The organism is Bradyrhizobium sp. MI1.11, from assembly GCF_055811255.1.
This window is the reverse complement of sequence record NZ_JBVVPM010000001.1, coordinates 22,756-48,157: the sequence shown is the minus strand read 5'-3', so window position 1 is coordinate 48,157 and position 25,402 is coordinate 22,756. Positions and strand designations below refer to the sequence as shown.

General features: G+C 64.2%; 27 protein-coding genes. 12 read left to right on the top strand and 15 right to left on the bottom strand.

The window, feature by feature from the left end; all coding sequences use genetic code 11:
* Window positions 1-21: 21 nt before the first annotated feature.
* The 4 genes from AC0L30_RS00235 to AC0L30_RS00220 form a co-directional block, all read right to left on the bottom strand.
* Window positions 22-1,746 (bottom strand): FAD-dependent oxidoreductase, encoded by a 1,725-nt coding sequence (locus tag AC0L30_RS00235; RefSeq protein WP_007594071.1) that lies wholly within the window; start codon window positions 1,744-1,746, stop codon window positions 22-24.
* 59 nt (window positions 1,747-1,805) lie between these two features.
* A complete protein-coding gene (locus AC0L30_RS00230) occupies window positions 1,806-2,825 on the bottom strand; it encodes a S1C family serine protease (protein ID WP_473403618.1) in 1,020 nt (339 codons plus the stop codon).
* Window positions 2,826-2,916: 91 nt separating this feature from the next.
* Window positions 2,917-3,366, bottom strand: coding sequence for a gluconate 2-dehydrogenase subunit 3 family protein (locus tag AC0L30_RS00225; RefSeq protein ID WP_007594075.1), 450 nt, complete (start codon window positions 3,364-3,366; stop codon window positions 2,917-2,919).
* Window positions 3,367-3,373: 7 nt separating this feature from the next.
* Window positions 3,374-4,972, bottom strand: coding sequence for a GMC family oxidoreductase (locus AC0L30_RS00220; protein ID WP_007594076.1), 1,599 nt, complete (start codon window positions 4,970-4,972; stop codon window positions 3,374-3,376).
* Window positions 4,973-5,168: 196 nt separating this feature from the next.
* Between AC0L30_RS00220 and AC0L30_RS00215 the strand changes: the two genes are divergently transcribed.
* Complete coding sequence (locus AC0L30_RS00215; protein WP_007594078.1) at window positions 5,169-5,957, top strand: thermonuclease family protein; 789 nt, start codon at window positions 5,169-5,171, stop codon at window positions 5,955-5,957.
* Between the two features lie 219 nt (window positions 5,958-6,176).
* Here the strand turns inward: AC0L30_RS00215 and cyoD are convergent, their stop codons facing one another.
* From cyoD to AC0L30_RS00195, 4 genes are read right to left on the bottom strand one after another with little or no spacing between them, the layout of a single operon-like run.
* Window positions 6,177-6,566 (bottom strand): cytochrome o ubiquinol oxidase subunit IV, encoded by a 390-nt coding sequence (gene cyoD / locus AC0L30_RS00210; protein ID WP_007594086.1) that lies wholly within the window; start codon window positions 6,564-6,566, stop codon window positions 6,177-6,179.
* Window positions 6,563-7,204: a cytochrome (ubi)quinol oxidase subunit III gene (locus AC0L30_RS00205; protein WP_007594087.1), complete on the bottom strand. Its 642-nt coding sequence runs from the start codon at window positions 7,202-7,204 to the stop codon at window positions 6,563-6,565. Before AC0L30_RS00205 ends, cyoD begins: the two co-directional genes overlap by 4 nt.
* A complete protein-coding gene (gene cyoB, locus AC0L30_RS00200; protein WP_007594088.1) occupies window positions 7,204-9,204 on the bottom strand; it encodes a cytochrome o ubiquinol oxidase subunit I in 2,001 nt (666 codons plus the stop codon). The genes AC0L30_RS00205 and cyoB overlap by 1 nt, the downstream gene beginning before the upstream one ends.
* The gene (locus AC0L30_RS00195; protein WP_007594089.1) at window positions 9,194-10,027 is read right to left on the bottom strand and encodes a cytochrome ubiquinol oxidase subunit II family protein; all 834 of its coding nucleotides are present in this window, start codon (window positions 10,025-10,027) and stop codon (window positions 9,194-9,196) included. The genes cyoB and AC0L30_RS00195 overlap by 11 nt, the downstream gene beginning before the upstream one ends.
* A gap of 224 nt (window positions 10,028-10,251) precedes the next feature.
* Between AC0L30_RS00195 and AC0L30_RS00190 the strand changes: the two genes are divergently transcribed.
* The 3 genes from AC0L30_RS00190 to AC0L30_RS00180 are packed head-to-tail and all read left to right on the top strand — an operon-like array spanning window position 10,252 to window position 12,449.
* The gene (locus AC0L30_RS00190; RefSeq protein ID WP_473403617.1) at window positions 10,252-11,073 is read left to right on the top strand and encodes an SDR family NAD(P)-dependent oxidoreductase; all 822 of its coding nucleotides are present in this window, start codon (window positions 10,252-10,254) and stop codon (window positions 11,071-11,073) included.
* 19 nt (window positions 11,074-11,092) lie between these two features.
* Window positions 11,093-11,647: a carboxymuconolactone decarboxylase family protein gene (locus AC0L30_RS00185; protein WP_007594091.1), complete on the top strand. Its 555-nt coding sequence runs from the start codon at window positions 11,093-11,095 to the stop codon at window positions 11,645-11,647.
* 1 nt (window position 11,648) lies between these two features.
* Window positions 11,649-12,449, top strand: a complete 801-nt coding sequence (locus tag AC0L30_RS00180) for an SDR family NAD(P)-dependent oxidoreductase (protein WP_007594092.1) — start codon at window positions 11,649-11,651, stop codon at window positions 12,447-12,449.
* Between the two features lie 185 nt (window positions 12,450-12,634).
* Here the strand turns inward: AC0L30_RS00180 and AC0L30_RS00175 are convergent, their stop codons facing one another.
* Complete coding sequence (locus tag AC0L30_RS00175; RefSeq protein WP_473254301.1) at window positions 12,635-13,972, bottom strand: PQQ-dependent sugar dehydrogenase; 1,338 nt, start codon at window positions 13,970-13,972, stop codon at window positions 12,635-12,637.
* Window positions 13,973-14,199: 227 nt separating this feature from the next.
* Between AC0L30_RS00175 and AC0L30_RS00170 the strand changes: the two genes are divergently transcribed.
* The 3 genes from AC0L30_RS00170 to AC0L30_RS00160 all read left to right on the top strand — a co-directional run bounded on the left by AC0L30_RS00170 (window position 14,200) and on the right by AC0L30_RS00160 (window position 16,748).
* Window positions 14,200-15,390 (top strand): urate hydroxylase PuuD, encoded by a 1,191-nt coding sequence (locus AC0L30_RS00170; protein ID WP_007594095.1) that lies wholly within the window; start codon window positions 14,200-14,202, stop codon window positions 15,388-15,390.
* Between the two features lie 145 nt (window positions 15,391-15,535).
* Window positions 15,536-16,393, top strand: coding sequence for a VOC family protein (locus tag AC0L30_RS00165; protein ID WP_007594097.1), 858 nt, complete (start codon window positions 15,536-15,538; stop codon window positions 16,391-16,393).
* 79 nt (window positions 16,394-16,472) lie between these two features.
* On the top strand, window positions 16,473-16,748 hold the full coding sequence (locus AC0L30_RS00160; RefSeq protein ID WP_007594098.1) for a hypothetical protein: 276 nt from the start codon (window positions 16,473-16,475) through the stop codon (window positions 16,746-16,748).
* Here the strand turns inward: AC0L30_RS00160 and AC0L30_RS00155 are convergent.
* Entirely contained in the window at window positions 16,745-17,779 is a 1,035-nt protein-coding gene (locus AC0L30_RS00155; RefSeq protein ID WP_007594100.1) for a L,D-transpeptidase family protein, read from the bottom strand. The genes AC0L30_RS00160 and AC0L30_RS00155 overlap by 4 nt on opposite strands.
* A gap of 182 nt (window positions 17,780-17,961) precedes the next feature.
* Here AC0L30_RS00155 and AC0L30_RS00150 point away from each other — a divergent pair, with 182 nt between their 5' ends.
* On the top strand, window positions 17,962-18,918 hold the full coding sequence (locus AC0L30_RS00150) for a lytic transglycosylase domain-containing protein (protein ID WP_007594102.1): 957 nt from the start codon (window positions 17,962-17,964) through the stop codon (window positions 18,916-18,918).
* A gap of 49 nt (window positions 18,919-18,967) precedes the next feature.
* Here the strand turns inward: AC0L30_RS00150 and AC0L30_RS00145 are convergent, their stop codons facing one another.
* On the bottom strand, window positions 18,968-20,092 hold the full coding sequence (locus AC0L30_RS00145) for a DUF1236 domain-containing protein (protein ID WP_007594104.1): 1,125 nt from the start codon (window positions 20,090-20,092) through the stop codon (window positions 18,968-18,970).
* Between the two features lie 102 nt (window positions 20,093-20,194).
* Here AC0L30_RS00145 and AC0L30_RS00140 point away from each other — a divergent pair, with 102 nt between their 5' ends.
* Entirely contained in the window at window positions 20,195-20,680 is a 486-nt protein-coding gene (locus AC0L30_RS00140) for an NUDIX hydrolase (protein ID WP_007594105.1), read from the top strand.
* On the opposite strand, the gene AC0L30_RS00135 is transcribed toward AC0L30_RS00140, so the two are convergent.
* On the bottom strand, window positions 20,667-21,641 hold the full coding sequence (locus AC0L30_RS00135; protein WP_473403616.1) for a Bug family tripartite tricarboxylate transporter substrate binding protein: 975 nt from the start codon (window positions 21,639-21,641) through the stop codon (window positions 20,667-20,669). The genes AC0L30_RS00140 and AC0L30_RS00135 overlap by 14 nt on opposite strands.
* Window positions 21,642-22,080: 439 nt before the next feature.
* On the opposite strand from AC0L30_RS00135, the gene AC0L30_RS00130 reads away from it, so the two are divergent.
* Both AC0L30_RS00130 and AC0L30_RS00125 read left to right on the top strand, forming a co-directional pair.
* The gene (locus tag AC0L30_RS00130) at window positions 22,081-22,683 is read left to right on the top strand and encodes a hypothetical protein (protein ID WP_473403615.1); all 603 of its coding nucleotides are present in this window, start codon (window positions 22,081-22,083) and stop codon (window positions 22,681-22,683) included.
* Window positions 22,680-22,970, top strand: coding sequence for an HGGxSTG domain-containing protein (locus tag AC0L30_RS00125; RefSeq protein ID WP_473403614.1), 291 nt, complete (start codon window positions 22,680-22,682; stop codon window positions 22,968-22,970). The genes AC0L30_RS00130 and AC0L30_RS00125 overlap by 4 nt, the downstream gene beginning before the upstream one ends.
* A 52-nt stretch (window positions 22,971-23,022) precedes the next feature.
* On the opposite strand, the gene AC0L30_RS00120 is transcribed toward AC0L30_RS00125, so the two are convergent.
* From AC0L30_RS00120 to AC0L30_RS00110, 3 genes are all read right to left on the bottom strand, one after another.
* Window positions 23,023-23,199, bottom strand: coding sequence for a hypothetical protein (locus AC0L30_RS00120; RefSeq protein ID WP_473403613.1), 177 nt, complete (start codon window positions 23,197-23,199; stop codon window positions 23,023-23,025).
* Window positions 23,196-23,459 (bottom strand): hypothetical protein, encoded by a 264-nt coding sequence (locus tag AC0L30_RS00115; RefSeq protein ID WP_219685128.1) that lies wholly within the window; start codon window positions 23,457-23,459, stop codon window positions 23,196-23,198. Before AC0L30_RS00115 ends, AC0L30_RS00120 begins: the two co-directional genes overlap by 4 nt.
* Before the next feature lie 63 nt (window positions 23,460-23,522).
* Window positions 23,523-23,675, bottom strand: a complete 153-nt coding sequence (locus AC0L30_RS00110; protein WP_473403612.1) for a hypothetical protein — start codon at window positions 23,673-23,675, stop codon at window positions 23,523-23,525.
* Between the two features lie 156 nt (window positions 23,676-23,831).
* Here AC0L30_RS00110 and AC0L30_RS00105 point away from each other — a divergent pair, with 156 nt between their 5' ends.
* Window positions 23,832-25,343, top strand: coding sequence for a CYTH and CHAD domain-containing protein (locus AC0L30_RS00105; RefSeq protein WP_473254309.1), 1,512 nt, complete (start codon window positions 23,832-23,834; stop codon window positions 25,341-25,343).
* Window positions 25,344-25,402 lie beyond the last annotated feature (59 nt).

The window sequence follows — 25,402 nt, the reverse complement described above, 5'->3', positions numbered from 1 at the left end:
GCATGACAGCGGTGGTAAAGGCTAGACCAACGCTGTGGCCGCACTCGCCCCGGCCACACTCCCCTCCGCCAGATGCCTTCCCGCGATGTAGCCGAATGTCAGCGCCGGCCCGAGCGTGATGCCCGGCCCGGGGCAATTGCCGTTCATGATCGAGCCCATGTCGTTGCCGCAGGCGTAGAGGCCCGTAACCGGCGTGCCATCCTCGCGCAACACGCGGGCCTGGGCATCGACCTTCATGCCGATCGCCGTGCCGAGATCGGCTGGATAGATGCGCATCGCAAAGAACGGCGCGCAGAGGATGGGCGCGACGCAGGGGTTCGGCTTATGGCTGATATCGCCGAGGTATCGCTGATAGATGGTGCTGCCGCGACCGAATTCCGGATCTCGGCCGTCCTTCGCATCGGAATTGTAGTTTGCGATCGTCGCCGCGAGTGTCGACGGCTTGATGCCGATCCTCGCTGCGAGCTGCGCGATATCAGCGGCCTCGATTAACTCGCCGCCCGCCGCATAGCGCCTGATATTGCGCGTGAACGGCCTGATACGGCCTAGGCCGTAGCTCCACAGGAACGGACGGTCGCAGATCAGATAGAACGGCCGGTCCGGGTCGCCATTGCCATCGCGCAGCATGGCGAGCACGAACTCGTGGTACGACAGCGCCTCGTTGACGAAGCGCCGGCCGGCTGCATTGACCGCGATCACGCCGGGCTTGGCGCGGTCGGTCACAATGTGCGGGAAAACGCCTCGGCTCCCATCGGCGCGCCGGAACAGCGAGGCCGGCACCCAATAGGCCGGGCTCGTCGCATCCGTATTGAGCGCGGCGCCGGTTGCAGTCGCAAGGCGGAGCCCGTCGCCAGTAGCGGACGTGTGGGTCGCCGAGATGAATCCGGCCGCGGGTGGGAAGAAGTGTTTTCGCAAGGTCGCGTCGTGCGAAAAGCCGCCGGTCGCGAGCACCACACCGCGCCGCGCGGCGATCAGGCGATCGCGCGCGCCATGACGGATAATTACACCGCCGACGCGCTCGCCCTGCATCGACAAATCCTCGACGTCCGCACTGAAGAGAATCTCGACCTGCCGCGCCAGCAGCGAGGCATACAGTCGTGCGGCGAGCGCATTGCCGAGATGCAGCGTCGTGCCGCGCGAGCTCCGCAGCCGCTGCCACGCATACTCCGAAACCAGCCGCATCGCGCGAACAGTCGAGCGCAGCGATCTTCCGGCCCGGCGCAGATGCGGGATGTCGAGGCGGTTGACCATCATCCCGCCGAATCGCGTGAACTCCGGCAGCGGTGCGCGCAGCCGCGCGAAATGCGCGCCCAGCCGCGTGCCGTCGAAGACGACCGGCTCGAGCACGCGCCCGCCCGCGGTCGCGCCCAGCCGCTCCAGATAATAGTCCGGACAGGCTTTCACCGGCTGGAGCCGCACTTGCGTGTTGGCTTCGAGATAGGCGACCGCCTCCGGTCCGCGCGCGAGGAAAGCGGCGCGGAGACCCGCATTGGCGGGCTCGGGCACCGTGTTCGACAAATATTGCACGGCGTCTGTGACGCTATCGGAGAGCCCCGCCTCTTTCATTTTGGCATTGGCGGGAATCCAGATCATGCCGTCGGACCAAGCGGTGGTGCCGCCGGCGAAAGCGGTCTTCTCGATCACTAGCACGCGCAGGCCCTCAGCGGCGGCGACGGCCGCGGCCGTTATGCCACCGGCGCCGGCGCCGACGACAATGACATCGTAGGTCTCATGCGCCGGCATCATGCGGCGGGGTTCCCGAAGCGAGCCATGACACCGTCATACCCCGCTTGGGCGCCCGCACGCTAGCGCGCCGGCTTGCGCTCGACCGGGTCGATCTCGATCGCCCGCAGGCGGCCGAGCCGCAGCACGTCCATAGCCAGCCGCCGGCCGATCCGGTCGCGGTCGAGCACACGGATCAGATCGTCCACGCCGTTGATCTCGACGCCGTCGAGGCCGATCACGACATCGCCGGACAACAGGCCCGCCTTCGCCGCCGGCCCGTCCGGCTCGATCTGCGCCAGCAGCGCGCCCATTTTGTTCTCGACGCGGGCCAGCACCGCGTGCCGCCGCGGGATCGGCGCGGTCTGGCCGGCCACGCCGATATAGGCGCGACGGACATAGCCGTGGCGGATGATCTCCGACAGCACGAACTGCGCGGTGTTGCTGGCGACCGCAAAGCAGATCCCTTGCGCGCCATTGATGATCGCGGTGTTGATGCCGATCACCTCGGCATTCGACGACACCAGCGGCCCGCCCGAATTTCCGGGATTGAGCGCAGCATCGGTCTGGATCACGTCCTCGATGGTGCGGCCACTGACCGAGCGGATCGAGCGCCCGAGCGCCGAGACCACGCCGGCAGTGACGGTCGATTCAAAGCCGAGCGGATTGCCGATCGCGATCACGAGCTGGCCGCGCCGCAAGGTCTTGGAGTTGCCGAGCGCCGCATAGGGCAAGTCCCGCACACCGTTGGCGCGAAGCAACGCAAGATCAGTGTCGGGATCGACGCCGAGCACCCGGGCGTCGCCGACATGGCCCTCGACGTCGCGCAGCCGGATCTCCTTCGAGGAGCCGACCACGTGGCTATTGGTGAGAACGAGCCCGTCCGGCGAGATCACGATGCCCGAGCCGAGCCCGCCGCGCTCGCGGCCGTTCGGCACCTTCGGTCCGGTCTCGACGCGCACGACGGCCGGACCGACGCGGTCGGTCACGTCGATCACGGCATTGGAGTAGGCGTCCAGCAGGGCCCGGTCATCGACCGGAGCGGCCGTTTCCGTTCGCGATGACGCGGCGTCATCGACGGTATCTGAGGTGAAATCCAGCATGATAGGAGTCCTTGAGGCTCACACAGATGGTGGCCTGCTCCGTCAGGCGCAAGGGACCCGTCCGGGGCGCAAGTCTGGACTGCCCAGATGGCTAGGGCACTCGCCGCAGCGTGCCTGCCTTGGCCTTGACCGGATCCAGCAGCGACCAGTCGCCATCAGGGAGCACATAGCCCTTCGGAAACGGCGCGCGCAGTTCGAGGCCGAGCGAGCGCAGCACCCGATCGTCGCGGTAATAGCATTGCAGCACCACGCGGACGAGCGTGGCCGCAGCCGCCCCGCCGGAACTGCGAAACTCCTGCGCCACCGCATCGCTCCTGGCAGCATCGAGCTCGGCGAACGGCTGCCCCGCGAGCCGCGCCAGATGGTCGAGTGCCGCCGCCACCAATTTTGCGTCACGCCCCAGCGTCGCCAGCATGTCGGCCTGGATCGCGGGGTCGTCGGCGCCGGGCACCTTGTACTCGTCGCTCGCGGGAACGATCATCGCGGCGATGGTGCGAAGGTCGTCGCGCTGGGCGCGCGTCAGTTGATTGTCTGCGGACATGACGGCCTCAATCGAACAGATTGGCGAGGCGCTGCTTCATCTGGTCGGCGATGTAGAGCGCGAGGGCCTGGATGGTGGACGTCGGGTTAACCCCGCCCGAGGTGACGAAGATGCTGCCGTCGACGATGAAAAGGTTTTTGACATCGTGCGAGCGGCCCCATTCGTTGACGACGGAGCGTTCGGGATCGGTGCCCATGCGTGCCGTGCCGAGCAGGTGCCAGCCGCCCCACGGGATCGGCGAGTTGACGCAGATGTCGCTCGCCCCCGCCGTTTCGAGAATCTCCCGGCCCCTCGCCAGCGCATGCTCCATCATCTTCCGGCTGTTCTCGCTGATCGTGTAATTGATCTTCGGCGCGGGAATGCCGTGGCCATCCTTCAAGACCGGATCGAGCGTGACTTGGTTGTGCTCCTCCGGCAGGTCCTCGCAAATCGCGGAAAAGCCGAGCCGGTGGCCGTTGAGCTTGCGGAAGATGCGGTGATGATCGGCGCCCCACGGCAAAATGCCCTTCTGCTCGCTGACGACAGCCTCGAACACCGGCCCGGCGCCGCGCACGAACTGGACGCCGTAGCCGCGCACGAAGCCGCGCGAGAGGTCCGTGTCATACCATTCCTTGCTCCACAGGCAGGTCGGCGGCGCGCGGTTGCTATCGGTCGGCTCCTTCACATAGCCGTAGATCTGCGCATAGGGATGGAACATCAGGTTCTTGCCGACGAGGCCCGACGAATTGGCAAGCCCGTTCGGAAAGCGGTTCGACGCCGAGTTCAGCAGCAGTCGCGGCGTGCCGACGCCGTTGCAGGCGATGATGACGACATGCGCCGGCTGGAACTGCTCGACGCCGTCCTTGTCGTAGTAGACCACGCCGGTGGCCATGCCGTTCTCGTCCGTGGTGATCTCGCGCACCCGGCAGTGCGTACGCAGCTCGACGCCAGCGCGGACCGCGTGCGGCCAATAGGTGATGTCCGTCGAGGATTTAGCGCCTTGCGCGCAGGCCGGCGTGCAATGGCCGAGATTGATGCAGCGCGCGCGGCCCTCGTAGTCCATGGTCGCGACCGTCGTGTCCGAGGGCCACCAGTGCCAGCCGAGCTTGTTCATGGCCTTGCCGATGATCGCACCGGACAATCCGAGCGGCTGTTGCGGCATCGGCGGATGCGTCAGCGGTGACAGCGGGTCACCCGACAGGCCGGACGTGCCCATCATCCGGTCGTTCTCTTCGAAGAACGGGGTCAGTGCGTCGTAGTCGATCGGCCAGTCGTCGGCGACGCCGTCGAGCGTCCTCACCTTGAAATCGGAAGGATGCAACCGCGGCCAGTGCGCGGTGTACATCACCGTCGAGCCGCCGACCGCATTGTAGTTGACGACCTTGATCGGCGAATTGTCGTCGTTGATCGGATAGTCCTCGGGCCGGCCGCGGACGTTGGGGCTGGACGACCACTCGCCGTAGAACTTGGCCTCCCAGTCCCGGCCCGTGCTGGGATATTCCGCCGGGTTCATCCAGCCGCCCTGCTCCAGGCAGAGAATGTGCATCTTGGTCTCGGCCAGTGACCACGCCACCGCCGCGCCTGAAGCGCCGGCGCCGATGATCAGGACGTCCACGGGGTCTTTCATCGCGAAATTTTCCTCCCTTCGCCGCTTCCCGGGCGATTCGGCCTCCGCTCTGCAAGGCCGGCGAACGATAGGATCAGAGCTACGGCCGAGTAAAGCCACGAGGCCGGAATGTCGCACTTCGCGGGGCGCAGACCATTGGTATCGCCACATCCGGATGCTAGGAACAAGGCGCACGAGCCATCGATAGCGAGACCTTATGTCCTTCCGAAACTCCTTTGCCAGCGCCCGCGCTTTTGCGTTCGTTTCCTTTCTCGCCCTGTCCGGATTTCTGGGCACCACCGGCCCCGCCTCCGCGCTGACCGCCGCAGCGACGGTCCGCGACGGCAACGCCATCCAGCTCGGCGACGTCACCTATCGTCTCGACGGCGTCGACGCGCCCGAGCTGGACCAGGTCTGCATCGACGATCACGCCGATCCCTGGACCTGCGGCATCGAGGCCCGAGATCAGCTCGCCAAGCTGATTGGCAAGCGATCGGTGCGTTGCGACGATGTCGGACCGGAAAAGAGTTTCGGCAAGCGGCACCGCGCGATCTGCACGGCCGAAGGCGACAAGACCAGCTTGAACGAGCAGCTGGTCAAGCTCGGCTATGCCATTGCCCGCGAGCCGGTCAAGGCGAACGTCAAGTCGGCCGCGGCCGACGCAAAATCGACCTCGGCCGGAATTTGGAAGGGCTGTTTTGTCGCACCGCAAGAATTCCGCACCGGCAAGAAGGATGGCGCGCTGCTGGGCGCCGCCTGCCGCGCCGACCGCGACAAGGAGATTCGCGCGGCGTTATTTCCCGAGGATCTGACGATGCCGCCGAGCTGTGGCATCAAGGGCAAGCTTGCGGTGCGCGCGCGCGTGACCGGCAATATCGGCATCTACCATTTACGGGGCTGCCCGAGCTACCCCGCGACCACCAAGCCGGATCGCTGGTTCTGCTCGGAAGACGACGCCCAGGCTGCGGGCTTCCGCAAGGCCTACAATTGCCGACGGCCGAAATGACGAAGCTCATCACGCAGCCGTGAGCGCAAGCCGGAGACAGTATTCATCCGGAATTGAACTCCATCGAGAGTTTCTGCATTTGTAAGCGTACGCGAGCGCTTTGCGCGAGCGTTTCCTTGGCGGCAATCCGGCTCTGGCCCGATTGCTTTGCTCGGGCGTTTCCTCCCTAGACTTGGGCCGCTTGTCACAACAAGCGGCTCTTCTTTTTTGCATAATGCGCTAGCGGCGCATTGGCATGATCTGATCCATGGCTGGCATGTTCGCATTCAGATGCGCCATGATCCAGACGGTGCCACCGACCACCAGGAACACGACCAGCAGCCCGAAGGCGAGCGCCAGCACGTTGTTGGTGTTATCGGGGCCGGTGGTGATGTGCAGGAAGAACACAAGGTGCACGCCCATTTGCGCGATCGCCAGCACGATCAGCGCGACGGGAATGGAAGGCTGCCAGACCAGATCCGTGCCGGCGATGAAGAACGAGGTCGCCGTCAGCAGCAGCGCAAGCACGAGACCGACCACATAGCCGAGAATCCTGGTGCCGACACTGTGTTGCTCTTCCTCGCCCGGCGCGAGGTCGTGTTCGGTCCGCATATGTGCCTGATCGCTCATACGCCACTCCCAAGCAAATAGACGACGGAGAAGACCCCGACCCAGACAATGTCGAGTGCATGCCAGAACAACGCAAAGCACATCATCCGGCGCAGCACGTCGGCACGAAAACCCTTTGCGAAGACCTGGGCCATCATGGTGAGGAGCCACAATATGCCGGCCGAGACGTGGAGGCCGTGGCAGCCGACCAGGGAGAAAAACGCAGTCAGGAACGCGCTGCGCGATGGGCCATAGCCTCGCGCGACGAGATCGGCGAACTCGCGAAACTCGATGACCAGAAAGATGAGGCCGAGCAAACACGTCACGGCCATCCCGAGATAGAACCAGAGCCGGTTGCGCACATCGGCCGCGATACTCGCCATGCCACAGGTGAAGCTCGACAGCAGCAGGCAGACCGTCTCGATCGCGACGTTTCGCTGCTCGAATATCTCCGAACCCTTCGGGCCGCCGGCGGTCTGGTCGGCCAGCACCGCATAGGCCGCGAAAAAGCAGGAGAACATCACGATGTCGGAGAGCAGGAAGACCCAGAAGCCATAGGCGGTCACGATGCGCTTCGGCGCCGGGCCGGGATGCTCGATGACGAGCCCGATGTGGTGGGGATCGGCGTGCGCACGGCCGGCGGTCGCGGTCATTGACATCAGACTGTCCCCGCCATGCTGACAAGACTGCGCCGCTCCTCGAGATTGACGCGGTCTATCGCTGCGACTTCCTCGGCCGGAATGACGTATTCGTCATGGTCGCGCCAGGCGAACACGACGAAGGTCGCGAACGCTCCGATACCGCCCAAAATCACCATCCACCAGATGTGCCAGATCAGCGCAAAGCCCATGACCGTGGCGAAGAACGCGCAGACGAACCCGGTCGGCGAGTTCCTGGGCATCTCGATGTCATGATACTCGGGCGCATCATGCTGGAGCGATTGCTGCTTGGCATGGGCCTTCAGATCCCAATAGGCATCCTCGCCGCGCACATCGGGATTGAAAGCGAAGTTGAAGACCGGCGGCGGCGAGGACGTCGCCCATTCCAGCGAGCGGCCGTCCCAGGGATCGCCAGTGTGGTCGCGCAGGGCCTCGCGGTTGCGGATGCTGACCACGAGCTGCATGATCTGGCAGATCACGCCGATCGTCAGCACGGCCATGCCAACGGCTGCAACCAGCATCCAGGGCCGCCACGCCGCGACGTCATAGTGCTGCATGCGCCGCGTCATGCCCAGCATGCCGGCGACGTAGAGCGGGATGAAGGTGACATAGAAGCCGAGGAAAGTGAACCAGAACGCGAGCTTGCCCCAGCGGTCGTTGAGGCGAAAGCCGAACGCCTTCGGAAACCAGTATTCGAAGCCGGCGAAAGCGCCGAACAGCACGCCGCCGATGATGACGTTGTGGAAGTGCGCGACCAGGAACATGCTGTTGTGGAGGATGAAATCGGCCGGCGGCACCGCGACCAGCACGCCCGTCAATCCGCCGATAATGAAGGTGACCATGAAGCCTATCGACCACAGCATCGGCGTCTCGAAGCGGATGCGGCCGCCATACATCGTGAACAGCCAGTTGTAGATCTTCACCCCGGTCGGTATCGCGATGATCATGCTGGCGATGCCGAAGATGGCGTTGACGTCGGGGCCCGCGCCCATCGTGAAGAAGTGATGCAGCCAGACCATGAAGGAGATGACGCAGATCGCCATGGTCGCCAGCACCATCGAACGATAGCCGAACAGCGCCTTGCCGGAGAAGGTCGAAACCACCTCGGAGAAGATGCCGAAGGCCGGCAACACCAGGATATAGACCTCGGGATGTCCCCAGGCCCAGATCAGGTTCATGAACATCATGACATTGCCGCCGGCCTCGTTGGTGAAGAAGTGGAAGCCGAGATAGCGGTCGAGCAGCAGCATCGCGAGGGTGGCGGTCAAAATCGGGAAGGCCGCGACGATGAGAAGATTCGAGGCCAACGTGGTCCAGCAAAACATCGGCATGCGCAGATAGTTCATGCCTTTGGTGCGCAGCTTCAGCACCGTCGTCACGAGATTGATACCGGCCACCAGCGTGCCGACGCCGGATATCTGCAGCGACCACGCGTAATAGTCGACACCGACGCCCGGCGAGTAGGACAGTTCCGACAGCGGTGGAAACGCGAGCCAGCCGGTGCGGGCGAACTCGCCAATCACGAGCGAGAGATTGACCAGCAGCGCACCGGTCGCTGTCAGCCAGAAGCCGACCGAATTGAGCGTCGGGAAAGCGACATCCCGCACGCCAAGCTGGAGCGGCACGATGAGATTCATCAGCCCGATGACGAACGGCATCGCCACGAAGAAGATCATGATGGTGCCGTGCGCGGAGAATATCTGGTTGTAGTGCTCCGGCGGCAGATAGCCCTGCGACTGGTATGCGACAGCCTGCTGAATCCGCATCATGATGGCGTCGCTGCCGCCGCGCAGCAGCATCACCGAGGCCAGCAGGATGTACATCACGCCGATTCGCTTGTGATCGACGCTGGTGATCCACTCGTGCCAGAGATAGGGCAGATGCCCCTTCACCACGACCCAGGCCAGCACCGCGAGAATCCCGACCAACACCACCGCGCCAGCGATCAGGGGGATCGGCTGATCGAACGGAATGGCCGACCAATCGAGCTTACCGAGCATCATGGCCTCCACTTTGCGACCGGCCTGCTTCGGATGCGAGCTCTGGGCCCGGCCCCGGCGGAATGTGCTGGGTCGCGATCAGGTCGAACAGCCGGGGATCGTCGAGCCGGTAGGTCGGCCTGCCCTTCTCGACGCCCTGCTGCATCAGCTTCTTGTAGCTGTCCTCATTGAGGACGGCATCGCTTTTCGCCGTGGTCGCCACCCAATCCGGAAAGGCGAGCGGCGAGATCACGTTGACGTCGAACATCATGTCCGGAAACCCGTCGCCGGAGAAATGGGCCGACAGGCCCTGCAGCTTGCCCTCGTTGTCGGCGCGCAGGTTCAGCTTCGTCACCATTCCGTTCATGGTGTAGATCATGCTGCCGAGCTGCGGGATGAAGAACGTGTTCATCACGCTTGACGACGTCAGCTGGAAATTCAGTTCGGCGCCCGCCGGCACCGTCAGGGTGTTGACGGTGGCGATGCGCTGGTCCGGATAGATGAACAACCATTTCCAGTCGAGCGAGACGGCCTGAATGCGGACCGGGCTGCCGGTGCCAGGCACGGGTGCTGCGGGATCGAGCTGATGCGAGCCGATCCAGGCGACGCCGCCGAGCAGGATCACGGTGAGCGCGGGGATCGCCCACACCACCATTTCCACCCGCCCGGAATAGACGAAGTCCGGCTGAAATTTTGCTTTCGGATTCGAGGCGCGAAACCAGAATGCAAAAGCCAGGATCGCGAAAATGGTCGGCACCACGATCGCGAGCATGATGAAGACGGAATCGACCAGGATGGTGCTGTTGGCCGCAGCCACAGGCCCTTGTGGATCGAGCAGATTCATCGGCAAGCCACTGGCGGTTGGGAAGCCCCGGGACAGAGCCTAACGTGGGAACGGCTCCGGCAGCAAACGCGATCGTGTGAGGTCGGTTCCTAACGGGGCAGGTCGATCGTTCGCCCTTCTCGCGCGGCGGCATGCAATTCCATGCGATGTCAATGACATGAAAGCTGGAGCCCGGCCCTTCTCTCCGCTCGGGGCGATTGCTAGAGTGCACGAAAATATTCGGGATGAACGACATGCAGGGGCTCGAGGACGATCCCGGTCTCGCCGGCAAGGTGGCGCTGGTCACCGGCGGCGGCGCTGCGGGCGACGGCATTGGCAACGGCCGCGCGGCCGCAATTCTGCTGGCCCGCGCCGGCGCCAAAGTTCTGGTGGCCGATCGCGAGCTCAAGCTCGCTGAACGAACCGTCGAGACGATCGCAGCCGAAGGCGGCACGGCCGCGGCGCATGGCGGTGACGTCACCAGCGAGAGCGATTGCAGGACGCTGGTCGAAGCCACGCTTGACCATTGGGGCCGGCTCGATTTCCTCGACAACAATGTGGGCATCGGCAGCCGCGGCAGCGTGGTGGACGAAGCGCCCGAGCAGTATCGCCGCGTCATGCAGGTCAATGTCGCGAGCATGTTCCTGCTCTCCAAACACGCTATCCCTGCGATGATCAAGACCGCGCGGGGCGGCGCGATCGTCAACATCTCGTCGATCTCGGCGCTGCGGCCGCGCGGGCTCACGAGCTACACGACATCGAAGGCCGCCATCATCGGTCTCACCCGCGCGATGGCGGTCGATCACGGCCGCGACAGCATCCGCGTCAACTGCATCTGCCCCGGGCCGATGTACACGCCGATGGTCTATGGCCGCGGCATGAGCGAACAGGCGCGCGCTCAGCGGGCCAAGGCGTCTTTGCTGAAAACGGAAGGCACCGGCTGGGACGTCGGCCACGCCGTCAAATTCCTGCTCAGCAATTTTGCGCGCTATATCACCGGACAGGTGCTGGTGGTGGACGGCGGGGTGACGCTGCAAGCGCCCGAACGCGAGTCACAAGAACACTAGCAAGGAAGGAAACACAGGGATGGCCCGCCTGCCCTATCTCGAGGCCGACCAGGTCGCGCCCGAATATCGCGACATGCTCAAGCGCAACACCAATTTGCACAAGCTGTTGGTCAACTCGCCGGAGATGGCGCGCGCCTTCAACGGCATCGGCGGATACATTCGCTTCAAGAGCAAGCTCGACCCGCGCCTGCGGGAGCTTGCGATCCTCCAGGTCGGCTGGATGGAGAAATCGGAATACGAGTTCACTCACCACGTGAAGATCGGCAAGGAGTTCGGCGTCACCGACGATGACATCGCCGGCCTGATGGCTGAGACCGACGGCAAACCCTCGACGCTCGAGCCACAGGCGAAGGCGATCCTGAAAGGTGCCCGCGAGATGGTACGCGAGCTCGCGATGTCGGACGCAACCTTTACCGAGATCAGGCAGCATCTCTCGGACGAGCACATGGTCGACCTCGTGCTGACCATCGCCTTCTATTGCGGCGTGGTGCGCGTGCTCGCCACCATGAAGATCGACAACGAGCCATATTACAAAGAGGTACTCCAGCAGTACCCGATCCCGGGAGTGAACTGACATGCGCGTGAAGGACAAGGTTGCGATTATCGTCGGCGCCGGCCAGAGCCCCGGCGAAGGCATGGGCAACGGCCGCGCCACCGCACTGACCTTCGCGCGCGAGGGCGCCAAGGTGCTGTGCGTCGATCATCATCTGGAATCGGCACAGGAAACCGCCGCCATGATCGCCGCGAAGCATGGCACCGCCGCGGCGTTCAAGGCCGACGTGACCAAGATCGCCGACATCGAGGCGATGGTCGCGGACGCGCAGGCGCGCTGGGGCCGGATCGACGTGCTGCACAACAACGTCGGCGTCAGCCTGTCCGGCGGCGACGCCGAGTTGCTTCAGATCACCGAGGAAGCCTTCGACCGTATCGTCGCGATCAATCTGAAGAGCTGCATTTGGGCGGCGAAAGAGGTGATCCCGATCATGCGCGCGCAAGGAAGCGGCGCGATTATCAACATCTCCTCGATGGCGGCGATCACCACCTATCCCTATGTCGCCTACAAGGCGACGAAGTCGGCGATGATCGCCTTCACCGAACAGCTCGCCTACCAGAACGCGGAACACGGCATCCGCGCCAACGTCATCCTGCCGGGCCTGATGAACACGCCGATGGCCGTCGACACCCGCGCCCGCGAATGGCACAAGACCCGCGCCGAAGTCGAAGCCGAGCGCGACAGCAAGGTGCCGCTGCGCAGGAAGATGGGCACGGGGTGGGACGTCGCGAATGCCGCGCTGTTCCTGGCGTCGGACGAGGCCAATTTCATCACGGGCGTGACATTGCCGGTGGATGGCGGGGCGAGTGTGAGACGGGGGTAGGCGCCGCAAGCGCAGTGCCTCTTCCTTCTCCCCTTGCGGGAGAAGGTGGCGCGAAGCGCCGGATGAGGGGTTTCTCTCCGCACACGCATATAAGGGAGTTCGCGGATAGAACCCCTCGCCCGTCTCGCCGCTGCGCGGCGAGCCACCCTCTCCCGCAAGGGGCGAGGGTACACCTCCACCGCGGCTCAGCGCACGCTTGTCACCCGCCAGATTGTCCCGTTGCCATCCTCCGACACCAGCAGCGATCCATCCTTCGCCACAGCAACACCGACCGGCCGCCCCCACACCTCGGTGTCGCTCACCACGAATCCCGTGACGAAATCCTCGTACTCGCCGGTCGGCTTGCCGTCCTTCATCCGGATGCGGATCACCTTGTAGCCGGTGCGCTTCGACCGGTTCCAGGAGCCGTGCTCGGCCGCGAAAGCATCGCCCTGGTATTCGGATGGAAACTGCGTGCCCTGATAAAAGGTCATGCCGAGCGAGGCCGAGTGCGGTTGCACCAGCACATCGGGTATCGTCACCTTGTCCTTGAGGTCCGGCCGCGCGCCGGCATGGCGCGGGTCTTCGTTGCCGCCGATATAGAACCACGGCCAGCCGTAGAACGCGCCTTCCTTCACGCTGGTCACATAGTCAGGCACGAGATCGTCGCCGAGCCCGTCGCGTTCGTTGGTCGAGCACCACGGCAGCCCGGTCTGTGGCTGGACCGCGAGTCCGACGCAGTTGCGGATACCAGTGGCGTAGATCTTCCGCTCCTTGCCATCAGGATTGAAGGCCAGCACGGCGGCGCGCTCGGTCTCGCTCGCCCACGCCGCACCAAGCGGATGGGTTTTCGACCACACATCCAATCCGCCCGGCGGCGTACCCATGCCCTCGGCGACGTTGCTGAGCGAGCCGACCGACACCAGCATGCGCTTGTTGTCAGGTGTGAAGACGATGTCGCGGGTGGAATGACCGCCGTCATGCGGCAGGCCCGCCACGATCGTCTCCGCCTTGCCGCGCGCCTTGAGATCGCCGGCCTGGTACGGAAAGCGGACCACGCTGTCGGTGTTGGCGACATAGACCCATTGCGGATTATCGCCGTTCGGAAAGAAGGCGATGCCGAAGGGCTGCCGCAGTCCGGCAGCGAACACCTCATTGGTCGCGGCCTTGCCGTTTTCGCCGGCGCGCATCACGCGGATGTTGCCCGCGCGCGTCTCGGCGACGAAGATATCGCCGTTCGGCGCCACGCGCACGATGCGCGGAGCCCGCAGGCCCTCGGCGAACAGCTCGATCTTGAAGCCGGTTGGCACCTGAAGCGCACCCTCCGGTGGGCGCGGCACCACGCGCGACGACCTCGCAACCGACCGCGTGGCGCCGGGCCTGACCAGATCCTGCGGCCGGATCAATCTGACCGTGCCAGGCTTGTCGGCCTGCCAATCGCCGTAGGCATCCTTGCCCTGCAGCACCGGCTCCGCCTGGGCGCAGCTCGCGACCGCGACCAGCCACCCGGCGGACATCGCTACGAACGAAATCCTGTTCCTCACGTCGTTTCCTCCCGGCCGTCACGTCTGGCGCATCAACGACGCGCAAACGTTCTGCGACAGGACAAATGCCTGCCGAATCCCACGTCAGCTCATGCCCGCACGATGTGCATCAGCCGCAGCCCATCGTACTGGAAAATGCGGCTGATCGGTGCGACACATTGTAAGGGCGGGCCGCCGGTTGCGGTCATCAAGGCTGCGGCATTGGGGTCGCATCTGTTGGGGTGATCATGTGGGGATCCATCATATCGGAATGGGCTAGCCTGCTGCTCCGCTGGCTCCACGTGGTCGCAGCGATCGCCTGGATCGGCAGCTCCTTCTATTTCATCGCCCTCGACCTCAGCCTCAAGCCTGACAGCGATCTGCCGGACGGCGTGCAGGGCGAGGCCTGGCAGGTCCATGGCGGCGGGTTCTATCGGATCATGAAATATCTGGTCGCGCCGGCCCAGATGCCGGACGAGCTGACCTGGTTCAAATGGGAGGCCTACACCACCTGGCTGTCCGGCTTCGCGCTGATGGTTGTGGTGTATTATCTCGAGGCCGATTTGTTCCTGGTCGACAAGTCGATCCTCGACCTCACGCCATTCCAGGCCGGCCTATTCAGCCTCTGCAGCCTCGCGCTGGCATGGCTGCTCTATGAAGGCGCCTGCCGTACCGGGCTCGCGCAGCGCGAGCTCCCCTTCGCCATCGGCGGCTATCTGTTCCTGGTGGCATTGACCTATGCTTTCACCCACGTGCTGAGCGGGCGCGGCGCCTTCAACCAGATCGGGGCGATCATCGGCACCATCATGGTCGCCAACGTCTTCACGCTGATCATCCCGAACCAGAAGAAGATCGTGGCCGCCCTGCTCGCGGGCCAGGCGCCCGATCCAAAGCTCGGCAAGGCCAGCAAGGAACGCTCGGTCCACAACAACTATTTGACGCTGCCTGTCGTCGTGCTGATGATCAGCAACCACTATCCCCTACTCTATGCCACCCGCTACAACTGGATCATCGTCGCCATCATCCTGGCGCTCGGCCCCGTGATCCGGCACTTCTTCAACGAGGGGCATGCCGGGCGCAAATCGCCATGGTGGGTGTGGGGCGTTGCAGCGGCCGGCGTGATCGCAATCCTCTTTCTCTCGGCGGCCGGCCCGCGCGAGGTCAAGACAAGCGCGCTGTCAGCGCAGCCGACCCTCGCCAATGTCGAGGAGATCGTGATGTCCCGCTGCAGCATGTGCCACGCCGCCGAGCCGGTCTGGGCCGGCATCGTCACCGCGCCGAAGGGCATCTTGCTCGACGCGCCCGAGCACATCCATCGCAACATCCGCTTGATCGGCCGCGTCGCCGCCTGGTCCAATGCCATGCCGCCGGGCAACATCACCGAAATGACCAGCGAGGAGCGCGCCATCCTCGCCGCCTATCTCGAGCAGGCTCGCTGACACCATTGCGCGTCGATATCGCCTTTCGCGGAATGAAATTTCCGCATGTCCCGCCGATTTGAAAATGACTTGACCGCCTATCCGGCGTAGACAGGATTTGTGGCCGTCAACGGCGGTCCAGTCAGTTTGCATCCGGGGAAGAACAGTGGCTCTCAAGAACGTCATCGGTATCGACCACGCCGTGGTCATGGTTCAGGACCTCGACAAGGCCGCCGAGAATTACCGGCAGCTCGGCTTCACCATCTCGCCGCGCGGCACTCACAGCGCACATATGGGCACCGGCAACTACACCATCATGTTCGACCCGGATTATATGGAGCTGCTCGGCGTGCTCGCGGCGACCGAGCACAACGCGCCGGCGCGTGCCTTCCTCGACAAGCGCGGCGAAGGCATCGAGCGCATCGCCTTCACCGCGGTCGATTCCACCGCCGGCGCAGAGGAAATCCGCGCACGCGGCCTGGAGCCGATCGGCCCGACCGATTTCGAACGGCCCGTGACGCTGCCTGACGGCACGATCTCGGCAGCGAAATTCCGCACCTTTATGTGGCCGACCGCGGAAGCGCCCGGCGGCGTGCGCATTTTCGCCTGCCAGCACAAGACGCGGGAGACGGTGTGGATTCCCGCGCTGATGAAGCACGCCAATGCGGCCAAGCGGATCAAGCAGACATTGATCGCAGCGCCCGAACCCGCGAAGGAAGCTGCGCATCTGGGGCGGCTGATCGACCGCGAGCCGAAGAGTGAAACCGATGGCGCGGTGACCGTGCCCTCCGGTGGCGATCGGGCCGATTTCGTTTACTTGACGCTGGAGCAGCTCGGCAAACGCTATCCCGGCGTGCCGCTCGCGGGTCTTTCCGAACGCGGAGGCGCTGCCCTGGTGCTCGTGAGCGGCGATCTCGCGGCCACCGAGAAGGCGCTTGGTTCGGCAGCGGTGCGCAGCGGGTCTGCGATCTGCGTGCCGCCGGCCAAGGCGAACGGCACTCTGCTCGCCTTTGTTGCCGGCTGATTTGAACTAATTCTTTAACAAGCGTTTTACCGGGCCGCCCTAGGCTTCTGGGCTACCCGCGCCTTCAGGGGCCAAGCGCATGTTCAAAGAGAAATCGCCGATCGCCTATGACGCGCCGGCCGAACTGAAGAAGTGGCCGTCGCTGAAAGGCGAGAGGCAGAAGGATCGAGGTCCGCCCTATCTCGTCTACGACGGCACGCTCGCCGACTGCGTCCGCGAGCTCATGGGCAAGCCGATCAAAGGCATCTCGCTTTACGACATCATGACGAGGCCGCAAGCAGCGTTCGACCAGACCGTGCTATCGCCCGGCGATGCCGCCGAGATCGCGATGCGCAAGGACTTTCCCAAAGACTAGTTCGAGGCGCGCCTGCCGACGGACTTCCGCCGCTGCTCGGACGAGGAGTCCGTCGGCGCATCCAGGAAGACCACCGGTGTGCCGCGCTTGACGTGCTCGCCCAGCGCGCGCACGTCCCAATTGGTCAGCCTGACGCAGCCATGCGACGCCGACTTGCTGACCCTGTCGGGCTCCGCCGTTCCGTGGATGCCGTAACCCTGCGCGGACAAGCCGATCCAGTATGCTCCTACCGGATTGTTCGGGCCCGGCTGAACATCGAACGGCTTTTTCGATTTGACGCTTCTGAACTTGTAGTCGGGGTTGTAGTGATAGACCGGATTCTCGTGGGCGCTGGTGACCTTGAGCGTACCGCTCGGCGTGGGACGATCCGGACTTCCGATTGACGCAGGATAGAATGCGATGAGGGTGCCGCCCTCGTCGAATGCTTTCAGCGTGCCGTTCTTCTTGTCGATGTCGAGCCGCGCGATGTGCGGCAGCTCTCGCCGCGCCGGAACGTTTGCAACGACGATGGTCACTCCGGCCTTGTCGAAGGCCTTGTCCGGGTTGAGCGCCCTGAGCAGATCTGCGCTCATGTGGAATTTCTCGGCAAGCCCTTCGAGCGGACTGGTGTAGCTCAGCGCCTTCAGCGGCTTCATGTCATCAAGCTTGCCGGGCAGCTCCTTCAGAAACGGCCCCTTCACATCCGCATCCGTGATCTTGTATTCGATCAGGACCGGGCCTTCGCTCGCGGCGTTCAACTTATCCCAAAGCTCCGGTGCGATCGTTTTGTCGGATGCAACGCCGTTCTGCTCGGCGAATGCCTTCAGCGCCTTCTGCGCGTTCTCCCCGAGCTTGCCGTCGATCTCCCCCGGCGAGAACCGCGCACGGTCGAGCAAAATCTCAAGCTTCACGATCGATGCGTTGAGCTTATCGGCAGCAATTTGCTTTGCGGGACGCGCAGCGTCGTTCACCGCTGCTGGATCAAGATTGCCTGCAAGCGCCGCAGAGATCACCGACAGCGAAATCACCGCGCCAAGCATCCATCGCATCATCTTGCTCGTCCCAATTCGCCATGCCCGCAAATTCGCGGAGAAAAGAGTTTCCTGGCGGGAACACCGTAGTAACACCGGCGGAACCGGTGAGACCGCAGCTTTGCCGCAATCGCACGGTTAAGAACTCCTTATCGCCGGCGCACCGCTGGCCGTTCACCCACAGTTCGAGGTTGCTCCAGCAAATGCGATTTGTCGTCGCGGCTTGCGCCGCGTTCATGATTCTGATGTGCGACTTCGATCCGTCGGTGTCCCGCCAAACGTCAGCCTTCGATCACACCGTTCTTCAAAACACTCAGGCCTCGCCACTTGTTCCGGTGGTCGAACTGTTCCTCGCAAGCGTGCAGGCGCTTGAGCTCGCCAATGCGCGTGCGTCCTATGAGGAGACGTCCGAGCCGCCGGATACGGTCGAACCCGTCGCGCAGGCGCCGGTTTCGCCGACGGAGCGCTTCTGCCACGCGCTTCGTGGAGCGGCCGAGGCCAGCGGGATTCCAGTGCCGTTCTTTGCGCGCCTGATCTGGCAGGAGAGCCGCTTCAAGTCGAACGAGGTCAGCCAGGCCGGCGCGCAAGGCGTCGCACAGTTCATGCCGCAAACCGCAGCGGAGGTCGGGCTGGATGATCCGTTCGATGCGATGAAGGCGCTGCCGGCGTCGGCCAAATTCCTGCGCAAGCTACGCGACGATTTCGGCAATCTCGGACTTGCCGCAGCCGCCTACAACGCAGGCCCCGGCCGGATCCAGAAATGGCTTGCCAAAGAGAGCGAGCTGCCGCGTGAGACACGCGACTATGTCCGCATCATCACCGGCACCAGGGCCGAGGACTGGACCGAGCGCGCGGAAGCCCTCGCGATCCGGATCGACCTGCCGCGCGAAGCTCCCTGCGAGGGCATCGGCAGCCTGTCCAAGACGAAAGACGTCGCCTGGGTTCCGGTGAACCTGACGCCCTCGGTCACGACCATCATTCGCAAGGCGGAGCAGCTGGCGGCGCGATTGACGGCCAGCCGCGCACGCAAGCGGCTCGCGTCCCTGATCCGGAAGAGCACCCACGGTAAGGCACGCAACATGATCGCCGCGCGCGCGGCGGGAAAGAGCGCGAAGGCCCGCGCCATCCGTTTTGCAGCGCGCGAACGATCTTCGGGCTGATGCGAAATCCGGAAGCCGCTCGATGGAGCGGCTTCCGGTGGTCCGCGAACTAGTCGATCTCCTCGATGATGCGGCGTTCGCTGGGCTCGACGACATAGGTCCGTGTATCGCGGTGAATGTAGCGGTATTCGCGCAGGTCGGGGGCGTCCCGGTAGACGCTGCTCGGGAATTCCTCGACCTCGACACTCTCGGGAACGCGGTCACCAACATGAATTTCGGACCGCGCAGTGCTGCCGGTGGTCTGTCGTTCGCTCCGTCCCTCGGTGCGGGTCTTCGCATGCTTGCGGATCACTTCGCGATCGCGATCCGAAAACTTGCTGGCGCTGCGCTCGCGCGTGGTCGTCGTTGTCGCGGTGGATTGTCCCGAGTAAGGCAGCACCGTCACGATCTTGTATGTCGCCGGATCGACCACCACGATCTCATCCTTCACCAGCGCAAAGCTGTAGCCGCGATATTGCGGCACGATCTCGACCACGTCGGGCGGCAGCGTCGACAGCTGGACATCGCGCGGCACCACCGTGCCGACGTTGAGCGAGAAATTGACGCTGGTCAGCGGCCGCACGTTGAGATGGGAGATGGACGCGCTGATCTTGGTCTCCTGCTGCTTGTCGAGGTTGACGTTAGTGCGGGCGGCGGTCTGTGAATTGGCGCCGGTCCGCTCGCCCTGCGCCTGATTGCTGCTCGGCGCGTTTGGCGATTGCTGGGCCTGGTTGGTTCCAGATGCACCGGGCGCCTGCTGTGCCTGATTGGTATTGTTCGACGGAGGATTGGAGCGATCCTGCGTCTGGTTCGCGTTCGCCGCCGGCGGATTGGCGCTCTGCTGCGAGGCGGGCTGGTTGCCGGCCGCGTTCGAGTTTGCCGTACCGCTGGATGGCCGGGACGACGTGTCCGCGCTGTTGGTGGCATTGGTCCCGGAGCCGGAATTGGCAGACCCGGAAGACGGTGTGGTCGCCTGGGTATTCTGCGTCGACGCTGCCGGCGTTGATGATTGCTGCGGCTGCGACGTGGTCTGTTGCGTTTGTGCCGCGCCAGAGGGCGACGTGTTGGACGGAGCTGCGGAATTCGACTGGGATTGCGGCGTCTGCTCGGATTTGGTGTTCGTGCTTGGCGATTGCGCAAAGGCGGCGTTCGCCAGCACCAGCCCTAAGGCTGTCGTTGCCAACAGGCGGATCATGGTTCACTCCCTTGTTCGGTCAAAGCGTTGGCTATTAACCTGCGCTAAAACCGTCTGTTCCACTTTTTCCCGGGCGAATGCGCCGCCTGCAGGGAACCTGCGATGCCATCGAAAAGCGCCGGGATCATTGCCTATCGGAAGCGCCGGGGAATTGAGGTTCTCCTCGTTCATCCCGGAGGACCGTTCTGGCGCAACAAGGACCTCGGTGCCTGGTCGATCCCGAAGGGCGAGTATGCGGACGAAGAAGACGCAGACATCGCGGCGCGACGGGAGTTTGCCGAGGAGCTTGGACTTGAGCTGTCCGTGCCGCTGACTTCGCTTGGTCAGGTCAAGCAGCGCGGCGGCAAGATCGTCACCGCGTTCGCGGCTGAGTTGGACCTCGACGTGCGCAGCATTCGCAGCAACAGTTTCGAGATGGAATGGCCGCCGCGCAGCGGCAAACGTCAGACCTTTCCGGAGGTCGATCGTGCCGAATGGTTCACGCTCGCAGAAGCGCACGGGAAGATCAACACAGGACAGCGCCCGCTGCTCGAGCGGCTGGCTGAGGTGGTCGGCATCACGCCAAGCAGACGCCCTACTCCGCCTTGATGTTTGCCGCCGCCACGACTTCGGCAAGCTCCTTGGTCTCCTTCGCGATCTTGGCGGTGTACTCGGCCGGACTGAGCACGCTGACGACGCCCTGCGTCTCCAGCCGCTCACGTAACACGGGATCGTTGGCGGCGGCGACGATCTCCCGGTGCAGCATCTCGAGCGTCGGTGCGGGCGTTGCCTTCGGCATGAAGAAGCCGACCCAGAACGAGATGTCGAAACCGGGATAGCCGGCTTCCGCGACGGTCGGCACATCCGGCAGCGCCGGCAGCCGCTCGGCTGAGGACACCGCGAGCGCGCGCAGCTTGCCGGCCTTCACCAGCGGCACGGCGGACAAGGGATCGAACACCGCCAGGACCTCCTGCGCGAGGATGCCGACCTCGGACGCCGCACCACCGCGATAAGGCACGTGGATCATCCTGACGCCGGCTTTCTGGCTGAGCAGCTCCATGGCGAGATGGGCGAGGTTGCCGTTGCCGCCCGAGCCGTAGGCAAGCGCGCCGGGCGCAGCCTTTGCCGCGGCGACGAGATCAGCGACGGTGTTGATGTTGGCCGTCTTGGGATTCTCCGGGTTGACCACGAGCACGAGCGGCGCCGACACGACGGTGGTGAGCGGCGAAAAGTCCTTTTCCGGGTCGTAGCGGATATCCCTGAACAGCGTCTTGTTGAGCGTGATCGTGGATGAGTTGCAGGCCAGCATCGTGTAGCCGTCGCCTTCTGCACGGGCGACGCCTTCGGCTGCGATCATGCCGTTGGCGCCGGCGCGGTTCTCGACCACGAAGGCTTGTCCGAGCTTGTTACTCAGCCGATCGGCGACGATGCGCGCGACGACGTCGACCGGGCCGCCCGCGCTGAAGCCGACCATGATCTTGACCGGCCGCACCGGATATTTTTGCGCGAGGGCCTCCGTCGTCGCGCACAATCCGGCGACGATCGCCAGCAGGCGAAGCGTTCGTTGCATTCGTTCTCTCCCCAGACGAATCGCGCCGCTTTGCATGACGCGGCGGATTCGCGGATCATGATGAGCGGCCGTGCCGGATTTCGCAATCGCGTTTGCAGGCCGGCATTCCGTCGCGCGGCAGGTCGGAGCAGCTTCAAAACAAAAAACGCGAAAACAACCCCATGCACAGTAGCCGGCACCTGCAAGAACAAGGACTTCCACGGACCAGAATTTGCACGAACGAGGATTGCGCGCTTCGCAATCTTCGTTTGACTCGTCGGGCAAAACACCGGCAGAATGCCATCATCGCAACATTCGCCTGCGTCCACGCCGCCCGACTACGGGGCGCCTCGCGGCAATTGTGCGTAAGCCCTTCATCAACATCCCGAAAATCCCACAGGCGCGCAGCGAGCGATCGATGCCGCGCGCAATGAGCCCGCTCGGGCAAAGGACACAGCACATGACGACATCTGCGAAACGCCACAGCACGCTGCCGGTTGCGGCAAACGATCGCAGCGGCCCCGCCGCGAGCCCGCGGATCAAGCTCTACAAGCGGGGGATTGCGATCCTTCATGCCGACCCGCAAGCCGGCGAACGGCTGCTGGCCGAGGCGCTCGGCGCCGCCGACCGCGACGCGCTGCATGGTCTGCTCAGCCAATTGGTGAAGGCCAGCGTGATCGGGCGCAAGCCCGATGAAGCCAACCTCGCCTTCCTGATCTCGCTGGTGAAGAATATCGCGCCGAAGGACTCGATCGAGGCCATGCTCGCAGTGCAGATGGCGTCCGTTCACGCCGCAGCGATGCGCTCCGCCTGCCGCCTCGCCCTCACCGATGACATCCCGCAGCAGGAGAGCCTCACACGCGCGCTGACCCGGCTGGCCCGCACCTTCGCAAGCCAGATCGAGGCACTGAGCCGCCACCGCAACAACGGCGAGCGCGCGATCACGGTCCGGAATTTGTCGGTGCAGGACGGCGGCAGGGCGATCGTAGGCAACGTCACGCAACACGCCAGCATGATCGTCGCGGAGCCGAACGTTGACGTAGAGGACGGCGCCATCGCATGAGCAGCGATCACGTTCGCAACACCAGCCCGATGCAAGCGAGCCGCCGCTGCGGCGCAAGGGCTCGTAGTGGTACCCCCTGTTGCGCGCCGGCGGTGCGCGGCAAGAGTCGATGTCGCATGCATGGCGGCGCCGCAAGGACAGGCGCGCCGCCCGGCAACCGCAATGCGCGGAAGCATGGGATGTTCACGGGGGAAGCGGTAGCGGAGCGGAACAACGTTCGGACGCTGCTGGATCAGGCAGGCGAACTGCTTCGCGAACTAAGCCGCGCCAGTCCGTCGGCGGAATGACAGCGAACGGCTGTTGCGCGTAGCGTCGATTGCGACCGTGGATATCCGGAGGTCACGGCGACCATCGATCGTGCTCCTCGCGGTAGGCATGCTCGTTGAGACGGTCGGCGATCTCCTCCGCCACCGGCTCGCTTTCGGCGTCCGCAAGCGGTTCACACTTGTTGGTCTTGACGGTCGTCTTGCTGGTCTCAACCGGGAAGTCATCTGGATGGATCGCGGGCTTTTTCATGGCTCGTCCTTCGGTGGCGGTTCGTCAACCAATTCAAACATCGGCTCGAGATCGTCTCTCGCCTGCCTCAAGACGCTGGCCGCGCGCTGCACATCGGCGCCGCCGCTGTCGACGAGATTCGCGTGCCAAGTCCTTCCCACGCCGGTGATCTCAACCGGCGTGATCGCGATCTCCTTCACGAGCTCGCAGTCTGGATGCGCATGGACAATGGCAAGCACCCCGGCCGTGAGGTCTCGAACGGTGATCGCGGTTCTGGACATCGACGTATTTGCTCTCCGGTCAATCGCTGCGGCAAGCCTGGCTCTCGGCAGGATCCGCCCGGCTCAATCCGACGCCGTCCTTGCCGAATCCGCGCGACTGGTACGGGTTCCTTCGCCGGTATCCAGACGATAAAGCGCAGCAGCACCGCCAGCGAGGATGAGCACGATGATCAGGATCGCAATTGCGTTCGTTCGCCTCAAGGCTGCCTCCTTCAATCGTGGTGCTGCTCCTCAATCGAGCACGCTGGCGCCGGGTTCCGTGAAGTTTCCATGACTTGCGGCGCCCCTGATCGCCAGCCGCTTTGAAATGCTCGCAGCATCGGAACTTCCCGCGGGTGCGCCACTTTGAATGGGCAACGGAAAGATCCAGCCATGAATGCAGAAACGGAACTGAAATTCCGGATTTCACCGCACAAACTGTCGTCGATTTTGCGGAGCGGCGCTGCGGGCCAGCGCCGCGACAAATCCGAGCAGACGCTGGTATCGACCTACTACGATACGAACAGGCACAAGCTGAGGCGCCACGGCCTAACGCTACGCGTTCGCAAGATCGAGGACCGCTACGTGCAAACCGTCAAAGCAGGCAGCGCGGGCGGCGTAAGGCGCGGAGAATGGGAGCACGAGGTCTCCGGCGCAAATCCCGATCTTGCCAAGACCAGCCATACACCGCTCCGGCGCCTTGCTACGGGGAAACTTCCCCGCAAGCTGAAGCCGGTATTCCAGACCGACATCCGTCGGATGGCGCAGGCCCGCCGCGTACGAAAGAGCCAGATCGAACTCGCCGTCGACCGGGGCCGCATCAGCGCCGGGCGGCGGTCACGGCCCGTTGCCGAACTGGAGCTGGAACTCAAATCCGGACATGTCGCGGACCTGTTCCGCCTCGCGCGCCATCTCGAACGCCGAACGGGGGCCGAGCTTGATCTGCGCTCCAAGGCCGAGCGCGGTTACCAGCTCGTCGCGAACAGCGGCGGCGGCGCGCAACATGCCGAGGCGATCGAGCTCATTCCCGAGCAATCGCCGCACGAGGCATTCCGCGTGATCGCGCATTCGACGCTGCGTCACATCACGGCGAACGCCGATCCTGTGCGTGACCTCGATGCCGAGGGCGTTCATCAGATGCGCGTCGGGCTGCGGCGCCTGCGCGCGGCGATTTCGCTGTTCGGCGACATCCTGCCGCGAGCAAGCACGGCGCGGATCAAGGCCGAGCTGAAATGGCTCACCGACGAACTGGCGCCTGCGCGTGAAATCGACGTGTTTCTGAAGGAGAGCATACAGCCGATCACCAGGCACGGCGTCCCGGCACGCGGCGCACGGGCGATCCGCGAGAGGTTCTCAAGGCAAAGGATGGCGGCTTTCAAGCGCGCCCGCGACGCGGTCGCGGCGGCGCGTTACCGCCGCCTGCTGATCGATACGATCGAGTGGATCGAAGCCGGACGGCCTCGCGTCGATGACGACCGCTCGATCGCCGCCTACGCCGCGGAGGTGCTGGATCGGCGCATCAGGAAGGCGCGAAAGCAAGGCAAGCGACTGAATAATCTCGATCCGGTGCAACGCCACAAGCTGCGGATCAAGATCAAGAAGATTCGCTATGCAACCGACTTCTTCAGCAGCCTTTACGGCGATCGCGGCCAGAGGGAGCTTGCAGCTCTTTCCGGCCGGCTGAAGCAGATTCAATCGGCCCTGGGATCGCTGAACGACTTCATGACACACCGCAAACTGGCGACCGAGGCTGCGCTGGCGGCGCCGCCTGCACACCGCCGCGCCCAGGCTTTCACATCGGGGGTCATCGTCGGCCAGGAACGCGAGGCCGCCGATGGCCTGATGAAGGACGCGGCAAAGGAGCTGCACCGGTTGCGCCGGCTGCGCGCCGTGCCCAGCGGCTGAGCTGAGGCTCCCATGGATTTCCTGATCCGCCGGGATCATCGCTGACAGACTGACCGCCG